Consider the following 19927-nt stretch of genomic DNA (forward strand, 5'->3'; position numbering starts at 1 on the left):
GAAACGGCATGTTCGAAATATCGAAAGCTGTGCGACATGCTGTGCGGGGATCCACCGTAGAGGACTGGATCCTGGTGTCAATGGCAAGGGAGAGACAGGAGCGCCTGGCCGAAACCGAGTCGACAACGCGGAGCCGTGCGACGAGAGTTGGTGCCATGGAGCAGAAGGACATCTGGGACGCCGCCACCGCCCGGCGCTACGACACACCAGGTACCGGGATGTTCGCACCGGAGGTCCTGGAGCCCACGGTGGCGCGGCTCGCCGAACTGGCGGGCGGCGGAGCGGCGCTGGAGTTCGCGATCGGGACCGGACGCGTCGCCGTCCCGCTCGCCGAGCGTGGAGTCCCCGTCACCGGCATCGAGTTGTCCGAGCCGATGGTGGAGCGACTGCGGACCAAGGCCGACGCGGCGGCGATCCCCGTGGTCATCGGCGACATGGCGACGACCGCCGCCCCGGGGACGTACCGCCTCGTCTACCTCGTCTACAACACGATCTCCAATCTGCTCACCCAGGCCGAGCAGGTCGAGTGCTTCCGCAACGCCGCCCGCCATCTCGGCCCCGGCGGCCGCTTCGTGATCGAGCTGTGGGTGCCCGAGCTGCGCACCCTCCCGCCGGGCAAGACAGCCACCGTCTGGCGCGCCGACGCCGGCTACATCGGCCTCGACACCTACGACGTCCTCGACCAGCGCGTCGTGTCGCACCACGTCCGCTTCGACGACACCGAGCGCGCCGAGCTGTACCGCAGCCCGCATCGCTACATCTGGCCGGCCGAACTCGACCTCATGGCCCAACTGGCCGGATTCGAGCTGGAGTCCCGGCACGCCGACTGGGAGGGCGGCGCGTTCACCGCCGAGTCGCGTTCGCATGTGTCGGTGTACCGGCTTCCGGCGCCCTGACCGCACTCCTGACCGGCCTTCCGGTGCCCCGCTGACGCCCGCTCAGGACGGCAGCAGCCGCAAGGCGTACAGCGCGGCGCCCAGGTCGGCCAGCGTGGACGGGTCCGAGAGGGAGCGGCCCGTCAGCTCCTCGATGCGGCGAAGCCGGTAGCGGACGGTGTTGGAGTGGACGAAGAGACGGTCCGCCGCGTCGGCTGCCACGCCGCCCGCGGTGAACCAGTGGCCCAGCGTCCGCAGCAGCCGCCCCCGTTCCGCCTGCGGCAGGGCGAGCACCGGACCCAGGGCGACCTCGACCAGCCGGCTCGCCTCCGCCGGCGCCGCGGCGACCAGCATGGTCAGCGGACTGTCGTCGAAGCGCGTGACTCCCGGCCCGTCACCGGGCGGTCCGGCCAGGGCCAGCCGCGCGAAGCCCAGCGCCTGCGGGGTGTCTCGCAGCGAGTCGAAGCGCGGGCTGACCCCGACCCGGGCGCGATGCCGGCGCAGCGCCCGCAGGCTCACCGACTCCGAATCCCGGTGCGCGAGCGAGACCAGCCCGATCTGCTGGTCCGGCAGCAGCCGCCAGACCGACGACACCCCGGACCGGAGCAGCGCCGCCTCGATGCCGGGCAGTGGCTCCTGACCGGGATCCGGCACGGCGGCGGCCACGACCGCGTACGGGCCACGCTCCGGCAGACCGAGCTGCCGGGCCGCCTCCCACGGCGTCGTACGGTCCGCGAGCGCGCCTGTGAACAGCGCCTCGGCCAGCGCCGACCGGCGTGCCTCGCGCTGCAGCGCCAGCTCCGCGCTGGCCTCCCGGTACGCGGCCGCCACCGCCTCCGCGTACCGGCCGAACAGGGCCCACACCTCCGAGGAACCGGCCACCAGGTCGGCGTCCGTGACGTCCGGATGCCGACGGGCCTCGTCGACCACCTCCGACCAGAACAGCCCGAAACCGACCCGGTAGGCGTGGAGCGTGTCCGCCAGCGGCACCCCCTGCTCCGCGCGCAGGCGCCCGGTCTGCACCGCGGCGCCCACATCGGGCTCGCTGCCGTAGGCGAACCGGCCGAGGAGCAGATCGGCGTTGTCCTCGCAGGACTCCCTGAGCGACGCGAAGGGGATCAGCGCGTCGTCCGCGTACGACTCGACCTCCGCCCGGATGCGCTCGGCCATCCGCACGCCCAGCTCCGGGAGGCGGCCACGCAACGCCGCGCCCACATTCTGCAGACCCATACGTGCAGCTTACGAGGGGTTGTTTGTGCCTAGGAACAAATGCGGGGGTCGTGGACTGTGGGCGCCGCCATGGACGACCGTGAGCGCGCGGGCGACCATGCCGTGAGCGTCGGCGGCGGGACCCGTGGCGCGCCGGGAGCAGGGGTGCGAGGAGGCATCATGGCCAATCTGGCGGACTTTCTGGTGGACACGGCGCGGCGCCTGCCCGACCGTCCGGCGCTGCGCCTGGGGCCGGTGACCACCACCTACGCCGAACTGGACCGGCTCAGCGCCCAGGCCGCCGCCCTGCTGCGCACCGAGGGCCTGCGCACCGGCGACCGGGTCGCGCTGATGCTCCCGAACGTGCCCGAGTTCGTCGTCCTGTACTACGCCGTCCTGCGCGCCGGCGGCATCGTCGTACCGATGAACCCGCTGCTGAAGGAGCGCGAGACCGCCTACCATCTGCGGGACTCCGGTGCCGTGCTGCTCTTCGAGTGGCACCAGGCGCCCGGCGAGGGCGGCGCGGGCGCGGCCGCCGCAGGGGTGCGGCACCTGGCGGTCGAGCCCGCCGTGTTCGCCGCCGAACTGGCGCGTCTGGAGCCGCGGTACGAGGTGGCGCCCGCCGCCGGCGACGACATCGCCGTACTGCTCTACACCTCCGGCACCACCGGCCGCCCCAAGGGCGCCGCGCTCACCCACGCCGGGCTGCGCCACAACACCGAGGTCAATGTCACCGAGGTCCAGCGGCTGACCGGCGAGGACGTGATCGTCGGCTGTCTGCCGCTGTTCCACATCTTCGGGCAGACCTGCACGATGAACGTCGCCGTCCGCAGCGGCGCCGCGCTCACCCTGGTCCCGCGCTTCGAGCCGGCCACGGTGCTCGACGCCATCGCCCGCGACCGGGCCACCGTCTTCGAGGGCGTCCCCACCATGTACGCGGCGCTGCTCCAGCACCCGGGCGCCGCCGAGGCCGATGTGTCCAGCCTGCGCATGTGCATCTCGGGCGGCGCCTCCCTGCCCGTGGAGGTCCTGCACGGGTTCGAGCGGCGCTTCGGCTGCATGGTGCTGGAGGGCTTCGGCATGTCCGAGACCAGCCCGGTCGTCTCGTTCAACCACCCCGACCGGCCGCGCAAGCCGGGTTCCGTCGGTACGCCGATCCGTGACGTCGAGGTCCGGCTGCTGGACGAGACCGGCCGGGACGTCGCGCCGGGCGAGACCGGCGAACTGGCCGTGCGCGGGCCGAACGTGATGAAGGAGTACTGGAACCGCCCCGAGGAGACGGCCGCCACCATTCCCGACGGCTGGCTGCGCACCGGCGACCTGGCCCGCCGGGACGAGGACGGCTATCTCTACATCGTGGACCGGAAGAAGGACCTGATCATCCGCGGCGGCTACAACGTCTACCCGCGCGAGATCGAGGAGGTCCTGCACGAGCACCCGGCCGTCGCCCTCGCCGCCGTCCTCGGCGTGCCCGACGAGCGGCTCGGCGAGGAGGTGGCGGCCGCGGTGGTGCTGCGCCCCGGGGCCCGGGCGGACACCGAGGAGTTGCAGCGGTTCGTCCGCGACCGGGTGGCCGCCTACAAGTACCCGCGCCAGGTCTGGCTGACCGACGCGCTGCCCATGGGCCCGAGCGGCAAGATCCTCAAGCGGGAGATCACCGCACCGGCCTCCTGAGGGTGTGGCACCCAGGTGTGAACAGATCGTTCACAATAACAAGTTGACGCCATGTCGTGCTGAACTCGATGCTTGCCTCATGACATCGACCACCGACCACAACGACCCCTTCCTTCCGCCGCGGCCGGACGAGGCGCGCGCCCGAAGGGTCCACGCCTCCCTGTTCCGCATCGCCGAGCGGCACGCGGCGACGGACGGGCAACGGCGCCGCCAGACACACCCGTCGGTCCTCGGACCGCACGAGGCCGTCCGCCTGGTGACGTTCCTGATGAGCGGCGCCGCTCTGCTCGACGACGGGGAACCGGAGGTGGACCACGCGGACATCACGGCCGCGCTGAGCCTCGTCCCGCTGGTCCGGGCCGAACTGGACGAATTGGAGGCCGGCCTCATCAAGATGGCCCGCGGCCGGGACATGACCTGGCCCGAGGTCGCCTTCGGACTCGGCCTCGGCACCCCGCAGGCCGCGCGGCAGCGGTACGAACGCCTGGCCGACCGGACCGGCGAGGGCGAGGGCGAGAACGTGGACCAGGACGCGGACACCGACGCCTGACCGTACCGCTCGGCGTGGCTGTGATTCCCGCTGTGGTGATCCCGGGGGCAGCGCAGCCGCCGGCAGGAGACGGCTCAGGGGCGCGACCGCCGCCACCGCGTGTGTGACGCGGCTCTGTGCGCGCCTCCACCACGGACGACGCGGGGGAGGTGCGCCGGCGGCGCGGGGAGCTTGATGCTCACCTCGCCGTCCGATGTGACGCGGATGGTCTCGTTTCCGTACCGCTTCCCGGACTCGCCGTCCGCCGCAAGGAAGCGGCGCTCGGCCTGCCACCGGACACGCCACCGTTCCTCGGTGAGATGAGCGGCCTGCAGATGGTGGCGGGTCTTCAGCAGCCGCTTCCCGCCGCGCACCACGTGCACGACACCGGCCTGCCAGTCCGCCCGCGCCCGCTCAAGCCGGTCGGCCAGCACGTGCAGGCGGCGTGCCTTCGCGTGCCACTCCCGCCTGCTGCGACAACCGCCCGGCGCCCGCTCGCTTCCCTTCTCTCCGACCGGCAGGGACAGCCGGTGCGTGATCGTGGCGATCCCGGCTTCCAGGCTGTGGATGTGTGCGAGCAGGCCGCGCCGGGCCAGCGCCCACTGATCACGGGAGGCCTTCGTGGCAGAACCGGCCCGCCGCGAGGAGGGCTCCTGCGTCAGGGCGCGCTTGCGCTCGGCCCAATGCCCGGTGTCATGGCCCAGCCCGGCAGCACACCGCGCTTTGAGGTCACGGCAGGCGAGGGTGCCGAGCAGATCACCGACCAGACGAAGAACCTTCTCGTGCTCGGAGGTCAGATGCTTGAACCGAGTGCGGACCGCAACACCGGACGGCCCGAGCGTGACGAACGGCGCCGCCATCTCCCGCAGCGCGCCCACACCCTCACCCCCCCGTGCCGGCCGAACATCCGGTCACCACACCCAACGACCACCACCGGAAAAGGTCACGCATTCGATGAGCGAACACTCATGCTTCCGGACCCGCGAGTCCCGTGACCGAGGCACTCACGCACACCAGGACACGCGTGTCTGCAGTCAGCGGGAAGTTGACATCACGTCACCAGCCCGTGAAAAGAAGGTGATTGATGAGCAGGGCGAGCACGGCCTGGGCGGTGAGCCAGGCGCGGGGGCGGGGGAGCAGGGCGCAGGCCGGGAGCAGCCACAGGGCGAACGGCAGCCAGATGCGTTCCGTCTCCGCCTTGCTCATGCCGGACAGGTCGGCGATCAGCAGCGCGAGCAGGGCGGCCGTCACCAGGACCGCGAGCCGGACGGACGCGGGAGCGGGCCGCGCGGTCCGGGAGCCACGGCGGCGCAGCAGCACGGCGGTCGTGCGGCGCAGACCCGCCACCGTGGCCGGGCCGGTGATGATCGCCGTACAGGCGAGGTTGGCCCACACCCAGTAGCCGTACGGCCGGGTGCCGCCCACGCCCTGGTGGTAACGCGTGACGAGCAGGTGGTAGCCCTCCCACCAGTTGAAACCGGCGAGCGCGAACACCACCGGGACCACGGCCAGTCCGGCGAGCAGCGGCAGCACCAGCAGGGGGCGCGCCCGCGGTCCGGACCGGCCGAGCACCAGCACCGCCGCGCCGATCAGCGCGAAGAGCGTGAGGCCGTAGGACAGATAGCAGGTCAGGCCGAACAGCAGGCCCGAGGCCGCCGCGCACCCCAGGCAGCGGCGCGTCACGGCGAGGGCGAGCAGGGCCACGGACCAGGCGGCGACGGCGGCGAACCAGCCGTCCGCGGAGACGCCCTGCCACACCGCGGCCGGGGCCGGCACCAGGAACGGCGCGGCCCGGCGCGCGAGCGTCTCGTCGGCGAGGGCCCGGAGCGCGATCAGCACGGCGGCACACCCCGTCGCGCCCGCGACGATGACCCACACCCCGGCCCAGCCGCCGCCGCGCAGCCCGATCCGGTCCAGCAGGACGAAGGTGAGCGTGGCGGCCGGCGGGTGCCCGGCGATGTGCGCGGGCCAGGGGTGAGGGGTGCCGTCGACGATGTGGTGGGTGAAGTCGCGCAGGGTGGCCGGGATGTCGTGGAAGCGGCCGATGACCCGCAGGTACTCGTTGGTCGTGGTGAGCCTGCCCGCGATGCCGCGCTGCCAGCCGTCGATCGACGCGAGGGAGAAGATCCAGGCCACGGCGCTCGCCCAGACCGCCGCGAGCAGCGCCCGCCAGGACAGCCGGGCGGCGAGCGCGGGGCCGTACGCCACGACGGCCGCCGCCACCGCCAGGGCCGCCGGAGTGCCGGGGCCGAGGTGCGGGTCCCAGTCGGCGAACAGCGGCGGCCAGTGCACGTACAGGGTGTGGCGGGTGTCCTGGATGTGCCGGCCGACCAGGACGGCCGCCGTCACGAGCAGAGCGGCGGCGAGGACGGCGTACAGATCGCGGCGTGCGGCGCGGGACAGGTCGAGGTGGCGGAAGCGGATCACACCGGAACGCTAGGCCGGGGGAGCGGTGAGCGGCCGCTGTCCCGGCCGGACGTCAGCGTTTCGTCATGCGTCGCGCACCCTTTTCCGGGGGTTTCCCGGCCTACGGTCGGGACATGCGCGACCATCCCCGGCTCCCCACCTCCCCAGGCTTCTGGCGCAGCCCGCTGCGCGGCCCCTGGTTCACCGCCGTGCTCGGCCTCGTCCTGCTCGTCGGCGTCACCGTGCTGTTCGTGACCGGCCTGGTGTCGTACGCCGCCTACAACCCGGACCTGTCCCGGGTGAACGACATGACACCGGACAAGGGCGTCCTGGGCTTCTACCTCTTCGCCTGGCCCACCGGCCCGGTGTGGCTGTACCGCTTCACCCAGGGCCTGCACGTCACGCTCGGCATCACCCTGGTCCCGGTGCTGCTGGCCAAGCTGTGGTCGGTGGTGCCGAGGCTGTTCGCGCTGCCGCCCGCCCGCTCCCTCGCCCACGCGCTGGAGCGGATCTCGCTGCTGTTGCTGGTCGGCGGCGGCCTGTTCGAGTTCACCACCGGGGTGCTCAACGTCCAGCTGGACTACGTCTTCCCCGGCTCCTTCTACCCGCTGCACTTCTACGGCGCCTGGGTCTTCTTCGCCGCCTTCGTGGCCCACGCCGTGCTGAAGACCCCGACCGCGGTACGAGCCGTACGGCACCGGCTGACGGAGAGGAGCGACCTGGTCCCGCCGCGTCCCGACGCGCCCACGGTGTCCCGGCGGGGCGCGCTCGGACTGGTCGGCGGCGGCTCTCTGCTGCTGTTCCTGACCACGGTCGGACAGAGTCTCGGCGGGCCCTTCCGGCGTACGGCCCTGCTCGCGCCGCACGGCACGGCCGACCCCGGTGGCGGCCCGAACGGCTTCCAGATCAACAAGACCGCCGCCTACGCCGGGATCACCGCGGCCGACAGCCATGAGGACAACTGGCGCCTCGTCGTCACCGGCCGCACCGGCACCGTCCGGCTCAGCCGCGCCCAGCTGCTCCAACTGCCGCAACACAGCTCGTCGTTGCCCATCGCGTGCGTCGAGGGATGGTCGACCGCCGACCAGTGGTGGCACGGGGTGCGGCTGCGCGACCTCGCGGCGCTCGTCGGGTACGACGGTGATCCGCCGGACGTGCTCGTGGAGTCCCTGCAACGCCACGGCGCCTTCCGCCGCGCGGCCCTGCGCGCCAACCAGGTGGCCGACGGGCGCTCACTGCTCGCCCTGTTCGTCAACGGCGAGGAACTGTCCCCCGACCACGGCCGGCCGGCGCGGATCATCGTGCCCGCGGCACCCGGTGTGCTCAACACCAAGTGGGTGGCCCGGCTGACCTTCGGAGACTTGTGATGCCGCGCCGCGTACGCCTCGGCAGCCCCTTCCAACTGCTGCTGCTCGCCTGTTCGTTCGCGCTCGCCGCCTACGCCGGGGTCCGGCTGTTCGCCGGTGACTGGTTCGGGGTGGCGCTGTGGATCGTCGGCGCCGCCCTGCTGCACGACCTCGTGCTGGTGCCGCTGTACGGGCTGGCGGACCGGCTGGTCGTCCGCTGCCTCGGGGCGGCCGGCCGGCGCGGCCGGACGTCGTACGTACGCGTCCCGGCCGCGCTGTCCCTGCTGCTCCTGCTCGTGTGGTTCCCGCTGATCAGCGGGATGACGGCCCAGAGCTACCGGATCGCCACCGGACTCTCCCCGGACGGCTTCCTCGCCCGCTGGCTGCTGATCACGGCCGTACTCTTCGGCGGCTCGGCACTGCTGATGGCGGCGCGGGCGTTCGGGGTGCGCAGGGCGGCGAAGCAGCGGCCGCCCGCCGACCACTGAGCGACGGACCGCCACCCGGTCCTGCGCGCGTACCGCAGCAGGGCCGGGGTGCCGAGGCGCGCCCAGGGAAACGGGGCACCGGTGGCCCGGGACGCGCCGACCGTGTCGACCACCTGGACCCGGCGCGTGCGTCGACGCGTCCCGGCACGGTCTCGGCGATCAGCAGGCCGCCCGGGCGGAGCAGCGTGGCCACCCGCTCCAGCAGCACGGACGGCTCTACGCCGATGACGATGTCGCCGTCCATGAGCAGCACGGTGTCCCAGCGGCCCTCGCCGGGCAACGGCTCGAAGACCGAGCGCCGCCGCGCCTGCCCGCCGAGGCCGACCGTGTGGTCGACGGCGGCCTCGCCGACGTCGACGCCGAGCACGGCACGGCCCCGGGCGGCGAGCTCCGCCACCAGGCGGCCCGGACCGCAGTCGGCGTCCAGGACGGCGCCCTCGCAGCGGTCCGGCACGGCCGCGGCCACGGCGTCCGCGCGGGCGCACCAGCGCTCCATCTCCAGCGGCAGCAGCCGGCCGTCGGTGCGGCGCAGGAACAGCGGGCCCCGGCCGGTGCGCAGCGCGGCAGCGTAGGGGGCGGCTGCCGCCCAGGCGACGTAGCTGCCCGTCATCGCGGGGTGACGGATGTGCAGTCGGCCAGCCGTGCCGCGAACCGGCTGTGGGGAGCCAGGGCGGCGACGGCGTGGGCGTCGGCGGCGGTGTCGACGTCACGGAGCCGGGGCAGCTCACGCACCCGCAGTCCCGCGGCCAGCAGGCGCTCCCGCTGCACGGCCCCGGTCACCGGTGCCGACATGGGCACGCCCCGCAGCAGCGCGGGATCGGGCGTCGCAAGACCGAGGGCCCAGAAGCCGCCGTCCTCCGCCGGGCCGAGACAGGCGTCGCAGTCCGTGAGATCCACGGTGAGCAGGTCCGGCGTGACCTGCGGGGTGTCCATGCCGATGAGCAGCCCCGGGCCGTGGCAGTGCGCGAAGGCGTCCGCCAGCCGCTCGTCCAGCCCGCCCGCGCACTGCGGCAGCACCTCGAAGCCGGGCGGCAGCCAGTCGCCCGGCGAGCCGTCCAGGACGAGGACCCGCCGGGTCGCCGGGGTGGCCGCCACCGCGTGCAGGGTGTCGACGAGGGCGGCCTCGGCGAGGAGAGCGGCCTGCCGCGGGGTGAACGGCGGGGTCAGCCGGGTCTTGACCCGCCCCGGGACCGGTTCCTTGGCGATGACGAGGAGCGTGGTCACCGTACGGACCTCCCCTCGGCCGGGGCTTCGGCCAGCACGCGGCTCATGTCCCGCACCGCCTGCCAGGTGCCCCGCCAGGTGCCGGTGACCTTGGAGGTGCCGGTGCGCGGCCGGTACGGCACGTCGCGCTCGGTGATGCGCCAGCCGGCGTCGGCCGCGCGGACGACCATCTGGAGCGGATAGCCGCTGCGCCGGTCGGTGAGGTCCAGCGCGAGCAGCGCCTCGCGGCGGGCCGCGCGCAGCGGGCCCAGGTCGTGCAGGCGCAGCCCGGTACGGCGGCGCAGCATCCGGGCCAGGGCGAGATTGCCCGCCCGGGCGTGCGCCGGCCAGGCGCCCCGCCCCTGCGGCCGGCGCCGGCCGAGCACCAGGTCGGCCGCGCCCTCGTGGACCTGCCGCACGAAGGGTTCGAGCAGCCCGGGATCGAGGGAGGCGTCGCAGTCGCAGAAGCACACGATGTCGCCGGTGGCCGCGGTCAGTCCCGCGTGGCAGGCGGCGCCGAAGCCGCGCCGTGGCTCGTGCACCACCGTCGCGCCGAGCGCGCGGGCGATGTCGGGGGAGCCGTCGGTGGAACCGTTGTCGACGACGAGGGCGCGCCAGCCGGCCGGGATCCGGCCGAGCACCCAGGGCAGGGCCTCGGCCTCGTCCAGACAGGGCAGCACCACGTCGACGTCCGTGGAAGTGGTCGTCACAGTCTCACCCTACGAACGTCAATAGGGCATTTCGGGCTCCAGGACCTTACGAAACGCGGACGCCGGACCGGGCGGCCCCGGTGGTGCCGACCTGGCGGTGCGACGCTGGAGGCATGCACGCACCGTACGAGCCCCACGGGACCGAAGCCGCCGAGCCGACGGCCCGGATCCTGGTCGTGGACGACGATCCGACCGTCGCCGAGGTCGTCACCGGATATCTGCACCGCGCCGGCTTCACGGTCGACCGCGCCGATGACGGCCCCATGGCCCTGGCCCGCGCCGCCGCGCACCGGCCCGACCTGGTGGTGCTCGACCTGATGCTGCCCGGCATGGACGGCCTGGAGGTCTGCCGGCGGATGCGGGACGACGGCCCCGTGCCGGTCGTCATGCTGACCGCGCGCGGCGACGAGGACGACCGCATCCTGGGCCTGGAGGTCGGCGCCGACGACTACGTCACCAAGCCCTTCAGCCCCCGCGAACTGGTCCTGCGCGTGGAGTCGGTCCTGCGCCGCAGCCGCCCCGCCGGCGGCACCGGGCACCGGCTGGCCGCGGCCGGCCTCACCGTCGACCCGGCCGCCCGCAGGGCCACCAAGAACGGCACCGAACTGGCCCTCACCCTGCGAGAGTTCGACCTGCTGGCCTTCCTCCTGCGGCACCCGGGCCGGGCCTACAGCCGCGAGGACCTGATGCGTGAGGTCTGGGGCTGGGACTTCGGCGACCTGTCGACCGTCACGGTCCACGTCCGCCGCCTGCGCGGCAAGGTGGAGGACGACCCGGCCCGCCCCCGGCTGATCCAGACGGTCTGGGGCGTGGGCTACCGCTTCGAGCCGGCCGAGGGGGCGTCCTGACCATGCGCGACACTCTCCTCATCGCCCTGTACGCCTTCGCCGGTGCCGCCGCCGCGGGGGTGACGGGAGCGGGCGTGCTGCGTCTGATCCGGCGGCGCTCGCTCACCGCCTCCCTCGCCGTGGTCGCGGCCGTCGGTGTCGTCGCCATGCTCGCCGGCACGCTGGCGGTGGCCTGGGCGATGTTCCTGTCCCCGCACGACCTGACCGTGGTCACCACCGTCGTGGCGATGGCGGCGGTGGTCTCGTTCGCCACCGCGCTGCTCCTCGGCCGCTGGGTCGTCGCCCGCAGCCGCGAACTCGCCGACGCCGCCCGCTCGTTCGGCGACGCGGGAGCCTTCGCGGCCCCGCACGGCCCCACCACCGCCGAACTGGACGCGCTCAGCCGCGAGTTGGCCACGACGAGCGCACGCCTGGCCGAATCCCGCGAGCGGGAGCGGGCGCTGGAGAAGTCACGGCGCGAACTGGTCGCCTGGATCTCCCACGACCTGCGCACCCCCCTGGCCGGCCTGCGCGCCATGTCGGAGGCGCTGGAGGACGGCGTGGCGGCCGACCCGGACCGCTACCTCAAACAGATCCGCACCGAGGTCGAACGCCTCAACGACATGGTCGGCGATCTCTTCGAACTCTCCCGCATCCATGCGGGCACCCTCCCCCTGAGCCCCAGCCGCATCTCCCTGTACGACCTCGTAGGCGACGCGCTGGCCGGGGCCGATCCGCTCGCCCGGGAGCACGGTGTACGGCTGGTGGGCGACGGCGTCGAACCCGTCCCCGTGGAGGTCGACGCCAAGGAGATGACCCGCGTCCTCGGAAACCTCCTGGTCAACGCCATCCGCCGCACCCCGCCCGACGGCACGGTCGCGATCGCCGCCGAACGCACCCCCGACGGGGTGGTCCTCTCCGTCACCGACGGCTGCGGAGGCATCCCCGAGGAAGACCTCCCCCGCGTCTTCGACACCGGCTGGCGCGGCACCGACGCCCGCACACCCCCGGCGGGGGCGGGGCTGGGGCTGGCCATCGTCCGAGGCATCGTCGAGGCCCACCAGGGCCGGGCGAGCGTCCGCAACATTCCCGGGGGGTGCAGTTTCGAGGTGACTCTGCCTTTTCCGACGGCGTGAGTCGCGGGAATCGTCAGCCACCGTCAGCTTCGTCGACGGGATGTCCGCCTGGGGTGCCGTCGTGCTGATCCTGCTCGGCGTAGGCGTGCACACCCTCGCTGAATTTCTTTACGCGGCGGGCTCGTTCGAGCTGCGCTACACCCTCGCCCTGCCCACGCGCAGGGCGAGTACGCGGGCGTCTTCCACTGCGGCGGCACGCTCGGCCGGCCGCTGATGGGCGGTGTCTTCCTGAGCGTGGGGTGTGTGGCGCCGGCGGCGGTCCGGTGGGCGCGGCAGCCCGGCCGGCACGAGGGGGCCGCCGTCGCCTGACCTCCCAAGGGGCACACCGCAGGCCCGTGTTCACCCCTCGCGCAGTTCCGCCCGCGCGAACTCGCGCATGCCTTGCGCGAACCCGACCTGCGGCTTCCACCCCAGCTCGGCGCGCAGACGGGAGGAGTCCGCGGTGATGTGCCGTACGTCGCCCAGCCGGTACTCCCCGGTGACCACAGGCCGGGGACCGCCGCAGGCGTCGGCCAGGGCCCGGGCCATCTCACCGACGGTACGAGGTTCGCCGCTGCCGGTGTTGTACACCGTGAGGACACCCGGGGCGGCCGCCGCCTCCAGAGCTGCCGCGTTGGCCTCCGCCACGTCCCGTACATGGACGAAGTCCCGCCGCTGCCGTCCGTCCTCGAACACCCGCGGGGCCTCACCCCGGGCGAGTGCCGAGCGGAAGAAGGAGGCGACCCCTGCGTACGGGGTGTCGCGCGGCATCCGGGGGCCGTACACATTGTGGTAGCGCAGGGACACCGCCGATCCGCCCGTGCTGCGGGCCCACGCGGCGGCCAGGTGTTCCTGGGCCAGCTTGGTCGCCGCGTACACGTTCCGCGGATCGGCCGGGGCGTCCTCGCCGACCAGCCCCGGGCTCAGCTCCGCCCCGCAGCGCGGGCAGGCGGGCTCGAACCGGCCCGCGTCGAGGTCGGCCGCCGTCCTGGGACCGGGGCGTACGACACCGTGTCGCGGGCACGCGTAACGGCCCTCCCCGTACACCACCATGGACCCGGCCAGCACCAGGCGCCGTACCCCCGTCTCCGCCATGGCCGCGACCAGGACGGCCGTACCCAGATCGTTGCGCGAGACGTACTCCGCCGCGTCGGCGACACCGTGGCCGAGCCCGACCATCGCCGCCTGGTGACACACGGCGTCCACGCCCGCCAGCGCCCGGGCGACCGCCGCCGGGTTGCGCACATCCGCGCCGGGATCCTCCCGGACGTCGTACACCAGCGGCTCGTGCCCGCCGGCCCGCAGCGCCTCGACGACATGGGACCCGATGAACCCGGCACCGCCGGTGACCAGTACACGCATACGGTCACGCTAGCCCTGGACCGCCCCATGACCGGGTGGCGTGGCCGGCACGTCATGACTCCGTAAGAGGTGGCCTCGCCGTGCCGGCCGTCAGGCCCTCTTGAGAAGTGCCTGCCATCGCTGGTCCCACTTCCGCCGTCGCTCCTTCTTCGCCTCGGCCCGCTTGAGCTGCTGGTACGTGCCGGCCAGGACGGCGAAGGAACGCGGCAGCAGCTCGGGATCGGTGACCCGTGCCAGGCCGTACACGGCGCTGTTGGTGAAGGCGGTGCGGATCTCGGGCTCCAGCTTCCGCAGGCCCTCGGCGATCCAGGGGTCGACCCGCTCGGGATGCGCGAGCGTCAGGGCGGCGCGCAGGGCGCCGTAGCCGTGCCCCGGCGGGGCCGCCGCGACGAACCGCCGCAGGTTCTCTCCCGCCTCGGGGAAGTCCTCGCAGGCCCGGCACAGCAGGGCCGCCGCATGCTCGGCCCGGCGCATGGTCAGCCCCGACTGGAGGCGGTCGAACAGTTCCGGCTCGGCGCGCAGCCGCGTGGTGAGGAACCAGTTGGTGAACCGCTCCGGCCCGATCCAGGGCTCCGCCATGCGTTCGGCCGTCCGCGTGCCGCCGTGCAGCGCGAGGGCCCAGCGCACCCACGCGTACGTCTCGGTCCAGGCCCGGTCCCGGTCCAGCCCCTCGAATCCGGGGAGCCGTTCGACGAGGTGCGTGGCGGCGACGTACTCCCGATGGCTGTTCAACAGCATGGCCAGCATGACGCGTTCGGGCAGCTCGGGGTGGTCGGACAAGCCGGGCAGCGCGGCGACTCCGGGGGCGGTGAAGGACGCGGCACCGCGCCGCCAGCGGTCCCGCTCCCGCTCGAAGAGGACGGCGGCGATGTCCTCGAAGGCGTGGGGTGCGGGTCCGCCGGTCAGTGCGGTGACCAGGGCCTGGGCGTGCAGGTCCAGAAGGGTCTGGCCGTCAGGCGCGGGGGCCGCGGCGCGCGGGGCATCGGCGGGGGCGTCCCCGAGTACGGCGGTGAAGGCGGCGAGGGCCTGCGCGTGGCGCTCGGCCCGGGCGGCGCGGTCGAGCACGGGCGGCGCCAGATCGAGCACGGAAGCCTCGTCGATGAGGTACCGGGTGTCACGGCTGCGATGGTCCTGGCCCAGCTCCTCGGAGACCACCGCGCGGAACCGCTCCGCGTGCCGCACGACGAACAGCAACCGCACCGGCGGCCCGTCCTGGGGGCGCCTGCGGAACGCGTCGAGCAGCGGGACCACGTCCGCGCGCACCCGGGAGTGCATATGGCTGTCGAGGTCGGAGCAGATGTCGGCGTCGTCCACGACGACCAGCGCGGGCCTGCCACGGTCGCGCAGTGCTCGAAACACCGTGTGCGTGTGCGCGGACAGCAGCCGTCCGGCGGTCCAGTCCTCGCCGAGCGCCCGCGCGAGCTCCAGCGCCAGCCGGGACTTGCCGACCCCGCCGGCACCGGCGAGCAGCAGCACCGGGTGCGGGTCCGCCTCGCCGTCGCACCAGGCCCGCAGCCGGGCCAGCTCGTCCTCGCGGTCGCGGAAGGGCACGGGGCTGTGCAGCGGCGAGAGCAGCCGGAAGACACCGGGGTCGGCATCCGGGTGCACGCTCGTACGGCCCGGGTTCTCCAGCATCGTCCGGTACGCGAGGAAGCGCTCGATCCGCCGGACGTGTCTCCCGATCCCCTCATCGACCATGATTCCCGCGAGTCCTACGGCGATCAGCCCGCCGATCTGCCACCAGGATCCGTGCCACACCCGGGGCCGGCTCTCCCGCACGAAGAACCCGGCGACACCGGCGAGGACGCACGCCAGACCGCCCCACATGGCCACTCCCGCCGCGATCCGCAGCCCCTTGCCCGCCCCCGGGTCGTCCCAGCCACCCCGTCCCGTACCCCGGCGCCCCACTCCACTCACTCCACCCACGGCACCCCTCCCGTCCCTCGCCCAAGTCCCCATGATCTCCGGGCAACTCGCACGTCGTCAGCGTCTTAAGAATCTCCGTCGACAACGTTGACTCCAGGGTGCGCCACCCTCACATTACTTATCGGTAGAACCCCGAAGTAACTCCCCTGCTCCGGCACTCCCCTTGCTCCGAGCCGCCGCTTTCTCGCGCACCCCCACCCCGAGAAGAGGGAGCACCTGCCATGCCCAAGCCTGCCCTGCGCCGTGTCATCGCCGCGACCTCCGCACTCGCCGGGGCGCTGGCCCTCGGCCTCACCGCCGCGCCCGCCCAGGCCGCGACCCCCCTGAACTACGCCGCCCTCGGCGACAGTTACAGCGCCGCGTCCGGAGTCCTTCCCGTCGACCTCGGCAACCTGCTGTGCCTGCGCTCCACGGCCAACTACCCCCACGTCATCGCCGCCCGCACCGGCGCCCGGCTGACGGACGTCACCTGCGGGGCCGCCCAGACCAAGGACTTCACCGCGTCCCAGTACCCCGGGGTCGCCCCGCAGGCGGACGCCGTCACCGCGGACACCGACCTGGTGACCCTGACCATCGGCGGCAACGACAACGGCACCTTCATCAACGCCATCCTGGACTGCGGCACCGCGGGGATCCTCAGCGGCGGCAAGGGCAGCCCCTGCAAGGACACGTACGGCACGTCCTTCGACGACGCGATCGACACGAACACCTACCCCGCGCTGAAGAGCGCGCTGAGCGCCGTACGGGCCAAAGCGCCCAACGCCCGGGTGGCGGTGCTCGGTTACCCGTGGATCACGCCCGCCACGGCCGACCCGTCCTGCTTCGCCCAGCTGCCGATCGCCGAAGGCGACGTGCCGTACCTGCACGCCCTGCAGGCCCACCTCAACGCCGTCGTCGAGCGCGCCGCCGAGGAGACCGGGGCCACGTACGTGGACTTCTCCCAGGTTTCCGCGGGGCACGACGCGTGCCAGGCGCTCGGCACCCGGTGGATCGAGCCGCTCCTCTTCGGGACGAACATCGTCCCCGTGCACCCCGACGCGCTCGGCGAGCAGCGCATGGCCGAGCACACGATGAGCGTGCTCGGCCTCGGCTGACCTCCGGGGACTTCAGGCCCGAGCGCCGCCGTCGACCCGCAGCACCGTGCCGGTCACGAAGGAGGCGCGGTCGCTCAGCAGCCAGGCGGCGGCCTCGGCGATCTCCCCGGGGTCGGCCGCGCGGCGCAGCGGCGTCAGGGCCGTGAGCCGGTCCTGGAGTCCGGGCGACTCCTCCTCCCAGGCCCGGATCATCTCGGTCAGCGTGTTGCCGGGTGCGATGGCGTTGACCCGGATCCCCTCGGGTCCGTACGTCACGGCGGCCGACTCCGTCAGGCTGTTCACCGCCCGCTTCATCGCGCCGTACGCGGGCAGTTCGGGGTTGGCCCGCAGGCTGCCGACGGACGAGTTGTTGACGATGGCGCCCGTCCCGGCGGTCGCCCGGATGGCGGCGACCTCCGCGGCCATGGCCAGCCACACGCCCTTGAGGTTCACCGTGTAGACGTGGTCGAAGTCGGCCTCCGGCAGCTCGTCCAGCGGGCCGGGCCGCTGGATCGTCGCCCCGTTGTTGAAGGCGATGTCGAGGCGGCCGTGGAGGCCGACGGCACGGTCCACCGCGGCCCGTACGCTCTCCGGCTCGGCGAGATCGCACACCACGAAGTCCGCGGTGCCGCCCGCCGCCCGGATCTCCTCGGTCACCGCCTTCAGCTGGGCCTCCGTACGGGCCGCGAGCAGCACCCGGGCCCCTTCCCGGGCGAAGAGCCGGGCCGCGGCGGCGCCGATCCCGCGCCCGGCACCCGTCACGAAGGCGACCTTGCCCGCCAGCAGGCCGGGAGCGGCCGAGGCGGATGTCCCGACGGTCTGTGTGTTGTTCTCCATGGCAGCGAGCCTGCGCCCGTGAGCAGGGCTCATCCAGGCACCGGCGGTACCTGGATCGGCCACCCGGCGCCCGCGCACACTGGGGGTGTGGACAGAACGGAACTGGCGGCCTTCCTGCGCAGCCGGCGCGAGCGGATCGGCCCCGCCGACGTGGGCCTGCCCGCCGGGCCGCGCCGCCGCACACCGGGCCTGCGCCGCGAGGAGGTGGCGCAGCTGGCGTACATCTCGACCGAGTACTACACCCGGCTGGAGCAGGCCCGAGGCCCGCGCCCGTCCCGTGAGGTGCTGACCGGGCTGGCCCGGGCCCTGCGGCTGACGGACGCCGAACGCGACCACCTCCACCTCCTGGCCGGCGCCCCGGTGGAGCCGCCGCCCGGACCCCCGCGCGAGGTGCGGCAGAGCATCCTCGATCTGGTGGACCGGCTGCCGGGGTCCGCCGCCTTCGTCACCTCCGCCACGCTGGAGGTGCTCGCCTGGAACGAGCTGGCGGCCGCCCTCATGGAGGACTTCTCGGCTCTGCCCCGCCGCGACCGCAACCTCGCCCGCCGGGCCTTCCTCGGGCCGCGCCCCGGGGGACGCCGGCTGTACGGCGTGTCCGACGCCGACGCGTTCGCCCGCCACGCGGCCCGGCGGCTGCGCACCGCCGCGGCCCGCTACCCGGACGATCCCGAGGTGACCGGGCTGATCCGTGAACTCCTCGACGGCAGCGAGGAGTTCGCCCGGCTGTGGGCCTCCCGCGACGTGGCCGTGGCACCCACCCTGCGCAAGACCTTCCAGCACCCGCTGGTCGGGGCGGTCACCGTCAACTGCGACGCCCTCGACCTCACCGACCGGGACCAGCAGGTCGTCATCTACACCGCCGTCCCCGGTTCGCGTTCCGAGGAGGCGCTCCGGCTGCTGTCGGTCATCGGCACCCAGCGCATGGACGCCCCCCGCTGACCCCGCCCTTGCCGCCCGGGTGTCAGCTCCGCTGGAAGAACTCCACCTCGGCGACGGCGACATGACGCCGAGCCGTGAGCCCGGTGACCGACCCCAGCACCAGCCGCACCTTCACCACGTCGTCGATCCCGGTCGTGACGGTCTGCCATCCCGCCTTGTCGCCGAGGTCGATCTCCTTGCGGTGCACCGTCCCGTCGGCCGACGTGACCTCCATGTCCATCCGGAGCGCCCGCGCCTCACGGTCGTACTCCTCGGGCTCGTTCGACGCGCCGTTCGTGATGATGAGGTCGACCATCCGGAACGGCTTGCCGAAGGTGTACGTGATCGAGGCCCCCGCGCCGGGTGCGCCCCAGTAGCGGTTGCTGAGCCCGTCCGTGGTGTTCTTCGCCGGATGGCCGGGCACCTCGGCACTCGCGTGGACGGCCACCGGAGTGACGGCCTTGACGCCGCCGAGTTTGTCGCGGGTGTCCTCGAACAGGGCGCGCCCGGCGGGCAGCAGGAAGAACCCGCCCACGCACAGCGCCAGGATCACGGCCAGGGTGACCAGCACCCGGATCCACCGCCCGGACCCCGCCCGCACCCGGCGCCGCAGCGGCCAGATGGTCCGCCACCAGGGCAGCGGCGCCCGGTCCGCCGCCGGGGTGAGCAGGCTCGCACAGCGGCGGCAGAACCGGCGGCCGGGCGGATTGGGTGTGCCGCACACCGGGCACGGCACACCGGACACCTCCTCCTCCGGCACGGCCGCCGCCCGCACGACAGGACGCGGTGCGACCGGCTTCGCGGGCTGCACGGGCCCGACGTCCTCGGACTGCGGCGGCGAGGACGGCGTCGAGACGGAGGCGGCGGGGTGGACCGGAGGGGCAGGTGCGGCCGGGCGGACCGGCGGAGCCGGAGCGGGCGGGGGCGCGGTGGCGGTGTCGGGGGTGCCGGACGGGGTGGAGGCGGTGTCGGGGGTGCGGGATGTGGTGGGGCCCTGCTCGTCCGCACCGCGTTCCGCGCCACCCGCGCCGATCCCTTGGCCCGAACTCGCGCCCTCTGTAAGGTCGTTGTCTCCCGGGGGCCCGTCCGTGACCGGTGATGCCGGCACCGGGGCCACCGGAGCCAGGGCCTCCTGGGCTCGCTCCGGCTCGGGCGTGTCGTCCGAACTCCGCCGGGACCGCCCCGTCAGCCTGGTCCGCAGGGACGAGGTACGGGGTGCGGGAGAGGGTGACGTGCGGGACGTCGAAGGACGGGAAGCGGCGGTTTCGTCGGCCGCCGGGGCGGGTGGGGCCGGCGGTTCCGGTGCGGCCGGCGGGGCGGACGTATCGCGCGAACCCTCCTCGGACCAGCCCAGGTAGGCCCCGCAGTTGCCGCAGAAGTCGTCAGCGGGGTCGTTGGACGCCCCGCACGCGGGACAGGCGCGCATGGC

20 protein-coding genes are annotated in these 19927 nt (G+C 73.7%); 10 read left to right on the forward strand and 10 right to left on the reverse strand.

The window, feature by feature from the left end:
- Positions 1-155 precede the first annotated feature (155 nt).
- Positions 156-896 carry a class I SAM-dependent DNA methyltransferase gene (locus O1G22_RS38915; protein ID WP_270085615.1) on the forward strand — a complete coding sequence of 247 codons (741 nt, stop codon included), beginning with the start codon at positions 156-158 and terminating at the stop codon, positions 894-896.
- Positions 897-938: 42 nt separating this feature from the next.
- Here the strand turns inward: O1G22_RS38915 and O1G22_RS38920 are convergent, their stop codons facing one another.
- Positions 939-2105, reverse strand: coding sequence for a PucR family transcriptional regulator (locus O1G22_RS38920; protein ID WP_270085616.1), 1167 nt, complete (start codon positions 2103-2105; stop codon positions 939-941).
- A 159-nt stretch (positions 2106-2264) separates the two neighbouring features.
- Between O1G22_RS38920 and O1G22_RS38925 the strand changes: the two genes are divergently transcribed.
- The gene (locus O1G22_RS38925; protein WP_270085617.1) at positions 2265-3758 is read left to right on the forward strand and encodes a long-chain-fatty-acid--CoA ligase; all 1494 of its coding nucleotides are present in this window, start codon (positions 2265-2267) and stop codon (positions 3756-3758) included.
- 79 nt (positions 3759-3837) lie between these two features.
- The gene (locus O1G22_RS38930; RefSeq protein WP_270085618.1) at positions 3838-4308 is read left to right on the forward strand and encodes a DNA-binding protein; all 471 of its coding nucleotides are present in this window, start codon (positions 3838-3840) and stop codon (positions 4306-4308) included.
- Between the two features lie 74 nt (positions 4309-4382).
- Here O1G22_RS38930 and O1G22_RS38935 read toward each other — a convergent pair whose 3' ends face one another.
- On the reverse strand, positions 4383-5165 hold the full coding sequence (locus O1G22_RS38935) for a hypothetical protein (protein ID WP_333492450.1): 783 nt from the start codon (positions 5163-5165) through the stop codon (positions 4383-4385).
- 178 nt (positions 5166-5343) lie between these two features.
- Complete coding sequence (locus O1G22_RS38940) at positions 5344-6714, reverse strand: hypothetical protein (protein ID WP_270085619.1); 1371 nt, start codon at positions 6712-6714, stop codon at positions 5344-5346.
- Positions 6715-6827: 113 nt separating this feature from the next.
- Between O1G22_RS38940 and O1G22_RS38945 the strand changes: the two genes are divergently transcribed.
- Entirely contained in the window at positions 6828-8060 is a 1233-nt protein-coding gene (locus O1G22_RS38945; protein WP_270085620.1) for a molybdopterin-dependent oxidoreductase, read from the forward strand.
- On the forward strand, positions 8060-8527 hold the full coding sequence (locus O1G22_RS38950; protein ID WP_270085621.1) for a hypothetical protein: 468 nt from the start codon (positions 8060-8062) through the stop codon (positions 8525-8527). The genes O1G22_RS38945 and O1G22_RS38950 overlap by 1 nt, the downstream gene beginning before the upstream one ends.
- On the opposite strand, the gene O1G22_RS38955 is transcribed toward O1G22_RS38950, so the two are convergent.
- From O1G22_RS38955 to O1G22_RS38965, 3 genes are read right to left on the reverse strand one after another with little or no spacing between them, the layout of a single operon-like run.
- Positions 8430-9137 (reverse strand): class I SAM-dependent methyltransferase, encoded by a 708-nt coding sequence (locus tag O1G22_RS38955; protein ID WP_270085622.1) that lies wholly within the window; start codon positions 9135-9137, stop codon positions 8430-8432. The genes O1G22_RS38950 and O1G22_RS38955 overlap by 98 nt on opposite strands.
- A complete protein-coding gene (locus tag O1G22_RS38960) occupies positions 9134-9751 on the reverse strand; it encodes a TIGR04282 family arsenosugar biosynthesis glycosyltransferase (protein WP_270085623.1) in 618 nt (205 codons plus the stop codon). Before O1G22_RS38960 ends, O1G22_RS38955 begins: the two co-directional genes overlap by 4 nt.
- Positions 9748-10440 carry a glycosyltransferase family 2 protein gene (locus O1G22_RS38965; protein WP_270085624.1) on the reverse strand — a complete coding sequence of 231 codons (693 nt, stop codon included), beginning with the start codon at positions 10438-10440 and terminating at the stop codon, positions 9748-9750. Before O1G22_RS38965 ends, O1G22_RS38960 begins: the two co-directional genes overlap by 4 nt.
- 113 nt (positions 10441-10553) lie before the next feature.
- Here O1G22_RS38965 and O1G22_RS38970 point away from each other — a divergent pair, with 113 nt between their 5' ends.
- Genes O1G22_RS38970 through O1G22_RS38980 form a run of 3 tightly spaced genes read left to right on the forward strand, consistent with a single transcriptional unit; the run spans position 10554 to position 12617 of the window.
- Positions 10554-11288 (forward strand): response regulator transcription factor, encoded by a 735-nt coding sequence (locus O1G22_RS38970; protein ID WP_225094800.1) that lies wholly within the window; start codon positions 10554-10556, stop codon positions 11286-11288.
- A gap of 2 nt (positions 11289-11290) precedes the next feature.
- Positions 11291-12403, forward strand: a complete 1113-nt coding sequence (locus O1G22_RS38975) for a sensor histidine kinase (RefSeq protein WP_270085625.1) — start codon at positions 11291-11293, stop codon at positions 12401-12403.
- 40 nt (positions 12404-12443) lie between these two features.
- Positions 12444-12617 (forward strand): hypothetical protein, encoded by a 174-nt coding sequence (locus O1G22_RS38980; RefSeq protein WP_270085626.1) that lies wholly within the window; start codon positions 12444-12446, stop codon positions 12615-12617.
- 125 nt (positions 12618-12742) lie between these two features.
- On the opposite strand, the gene O1G22_RS38985 is transcribed toward O1G22_RS38980, so the two are convergent.
- The gene (locus O1G22_RS38985) at positions 12743-13744 is read right to left on the reverse strand and encodes an NAD-dependent epimerase/dehydratase family protein (RefSeq protein ID WP_270085627.1); all 1002 of its coding nucleotides are present in this window, start codon (positions 13742-13744) and stop codon (positions 12743-12745) included.
- Positions 13745-13834: 90 nt separating this feature from the next.
- Entirely contained in the window at positions 13835-15670 is a 1836-nt protein-coding gene (locus O1G22_RS38990) for an AAA family ATPase (RefSeq protein ID WP_270085628.1), read from the reverse strand.
- Positions 15671-15891: 221 nt separating this feature from the next.
- On the opposite strand from O1G22_RS38990, the gene O1G22_RS38995 reads away from it, so the two are divergent.
- A complete protein-coding gene (locus O1G22_RS38995; protein ID WP_270085629.1) occupies positions 15892-16764 on the forward strand; it encodes an SGNH/GDSL hydrolase family protein in 873 nt (290 codons plus the stop codon).
- A 12-nt stretch (positions 16765-16776) separates the two neighbouring features.
- Here the strand turns inward: O1G22_RS38995 and O1G22_RS39000 are convergent, their stop codons facing one another.
- A complete protein-coding gene (locus tag O1G22_RS39000) occupies positions 16777-17580 on the reverse strand; it encodes an SDR family NAD(P)-dependent oxidoreductase (protein ID WP_270085630.1) in 804 nt (267 codons plus the stop codon).
- 87 nt (positions 17581-17667) lie between these two features.
- Between O1G22_RS39000 and O1G22_RS39005 the strand changes: the two genes are divergently transcribed.
- Entirely contained in the window at positions 17668-18519 is an 852-nt protein-coding gene (locus tag O1G22_RS39005) for a helix-turn-helix transcriptional regulator (protein ID WP_270085631.1), read from the forward strand.
- 22 nt (positions 18520-18541) lie between these two features.
- Here O1G22_RS39005 and O1G22_RS39010 read toward each other — a convergent pair whose 3' ends face one another.
- On the reverse strand, positions 18542-19924 hold the full coding sequence (locus O1G22_RS39010; RefSeq protein WP_270085632.1) for an NADase-type glycan-binding domain-containing protein: 1383 nt from the start codon (positions 19922-19924) through the stop codon (positions 18542-18544).
- Positions 19925-19927 lie beyond the last annotated feature (3 nt).

Source organism: Streptomyces camelliae (genome assembly GCF_027625935.1).
Classification (GTDB): Bacteria; Actinomycetota; Actinomycetes; order Streptomycetales; family Streptomycetaceae; genus Streptomyces; species Streptomyces camelliae.